3 protein-coding genes and 1 pseudogene are annotated in these 1,946 nt (G+C 60.6%); 1 reads left to right on the forward strand and 3 read right to left on the reverse strand.

The window, feature by feature from the left end:
* Positions 1–145 precede the first annotated feature (145 nt).
* A complete protein-coding gene (locus ACFFXY_RS25240; RefSeq protein ID WP_000165970.1) occupies positions 146–325 on the forward strand; it encodes a Rop family plasmid primer RNA-binding protein in 180 nt (59 codons plus the stop codon).
* 26 nt (positions 326–351) lie between these two features.
* Here the strand turns inward: ACFFXY_RS25240 and ACFFXY_RS25245 are convergent, their stop codons facing one another.
* The 3 genes and pseudogenes from ACFFXY_RS25245 to ACFFXY_RS25255 form a co-directional block, all read right to left on the reverse strand.
* A complete protein-coding gene (locus tag ACFFXY_RS25245) occupies positions 352–882 on the reverse strand; it encodes a hypothetical protein (protein ID WP_071177729.1) in 531 nt (176 codons plus the stop codon).
* 6 nt (positions 883–888) lie between these two features.
* Complete coding sequence (gene mobC / locus ACFFXY_RS25250; RefSeq protein ID WP_382357083.1) at positions 889–1,620, reverse strand: MobC family replication-relaxation protein; 732 nt, start codon at positions 1,618–1,620, stop codon at positions 889–891.
* Positions 1,620–1,946, reverse strand: a pseudogene (locus tag ACFFXY_RS25255) (Mobilization protein A); the annotation flags it as partial. The pseudogene ACFFXY_RS25255 and the gene mobC, both read right to left, overlap by 1 nt.

Here is a 1,946-nt window from a genome sequence, read left to right on the forward strand (position 1 = left end):
CGGGAAGAAGAACGCCGCCAGCACGATGATGAGCGCCGGAAACTCCAGGCCGAAGTGGACAGATTGACAACAGAACTGACACAGAAGAAAAAACGCTTCTGGTCCGGCTGGTTTAGCTGAGAACTTACCGAAGGGAATGGAGAACATGACGAAGCAGGAAAAAACTGCCCTCAATATGGCTAAATTCATTAAGGATCAGTCGCTGCTGTTGCTGGAAAAGCTGAACGAGCTGGACATGGATACCCCGGCCGACATGTGCGAACGGCTTCACGAGGATGCGGAAACACTCTGGCAGGTGATGCGGGATAAGCTCGGGGAAGAATAACAGCACCGGCCATGCCGGTGCTGGCGTTATTTTTTGCCGAACGGCCACCACCGGCGGGCGGGTTTGTCCTCCGGCAGTTCAGGCACCGGCACGTTAAAATAGCGGCTGTTATATTCCCGCATCAGCTCCGCTTTCAGCTTCTCGTTCACCGCGCTTTCCCCGTGCCGCTCGCTGACCACCTCAATCATCGCGTTAATCTGCTCCGGTGAGCACTTCCCGGCATCAACCACCTGCACACCGTTCTCGATGGCGAACCGCTCCACCTTTCGATAGAGGTAATCACACAGCTTCATTCCTGTGGGTTTGTCCCGTTCCCATTGCGGATTTTCACCGGTGAAAAAGTACGTGGCTTTTTCGTCGCTGTTGAGCCGCTCGTCATACATCCCGATGGATTTCATCATCGCCAGATGCTGGGCCCGGTCGACAAAACAGAAAACATACGCCCCGGTCTGCCAGGCGAGCACCACCATGTCTTCCAGATGCTCGCTGGTTGGCATAATGCAGCGCTCGCCGTCTTTGTCTTCCACGTCCTCAATAAATACCATGTACAGCGCCATAATCCCTCACTCCGTTGTCATAAATTTAAAGCACGCGAACAGCCTCTCCCGGTCCAGCTCCACCGTTTTGCGGGCCTCGCCGGTCTGTGGATTCACGATTTCATCCACCGCCAGAATCGCCCGCTGTACCCGGACAAGCGTCGGCCGGTCAGGGCAGATGTACCAGATTTCATCGATGCCGTTCGCCCGGCGGTTGAACAGATACCCGGACACCACTTCCTGATACCGCCTGCGGCTCTTGACGGTGCGCTCTACCTCAAATGCCACCGTTCTGCCGTCCAGCTCCGCCAGCGCGTCCGGCACTTTCATCCCTTTCAGGGCCATACGGTGCAGGTACCGCCAGCCGGTGGCCCCCCGGCCCCCCATGGAGAGGCGCAGGGACTGCACGGCCAGCCGGTGCGGCAGCTGCGCCGCCGACACCCTTGACGGCTGAAACGGAATAACGTCCGTCAGCGGCTCGTCCTCGTCGAACGAGAACGCCACCCCGTGCGGCGTCAGCCCCCACACGCTGACCTGACGGCCGTCAACCGGGTATTTCGCCCGGACCAGCAGCCCTTTCGCCACCAGACTGTCCAGGAAGCGGTAAACCGGCTGTACCGCCGCAATCCCCAGCCGTCGCGCAACCAGCTCCGCCGTGGAACACAGCTCTTCCCGCAGCCAGCGCAGGGTCAGCCGTGTTTTCTCCGCGTTCCGCGCCTGCCGCTTCGCGTGGCTGACGTTGTACTGCTCCAGTGTCATCAGTAAAGCCCCGCAAAATCATCATCCGCTTTTGGTCCGCCGCCGTCGGCCGGAGGCAGGTACTCCGCCAGCGGGTCCGTTTTCGCCAGCACCGGGAAGGTTTTCAGCGAAATTTCCCGGCGCTCAACCCGCAGCGGGCTGCTGAACGCCAGCCGCGCCACGCCCAGCCCGGTCATCACCGCGAACCCGTCAGGCAGGTGTTGCAGGGTGTTCACGTCAAACAGCGGCCGCGCCTCCTTCTGGATGAAGCTGTCGCCGCTGATGTGCTCCACGTTCCCCGCCTCCCGGCTGGCCCGGCGGCGCTCCACGTCCACCCGGATCTCCCC

Origin of the sequence: Glycomyces mayteni, assembly GCF_042428885.1 — a bacterium.
Classification (GTDB): domain Bacteria; phylum Actinomycetota; class Actinomycetes; order Mycobacteriales; family Micromonosporaceae; genus Glycomyces; species Glycomyces mayteni.

What these genes read in the sequence shown, in the direction of transcription:
- ACFFXY_RS25240 (WP_000165970.1), top strand. Translation starts at nt 146, where the DNA reads ATGACGAAGCAGGAAAAAACTGCCCTCAATATGGCTAAATTCATTAAG.
- ACFFXY_RS25245 (WP_071177729.1), bottom strand. Translation starts at nt 882, where the DNA reads ATGGCGCTGTACATGGTATTTATTGAGGACGTGGAAGACAAAGACGGC.
- mobC (WP_382357083.1), bottom strand. Translation starts at nt 1,620, where the DNA reads ATGACACTGGAGCAGTACAACGTCAGCCACGCGAAGCGGCAGGCGCGG.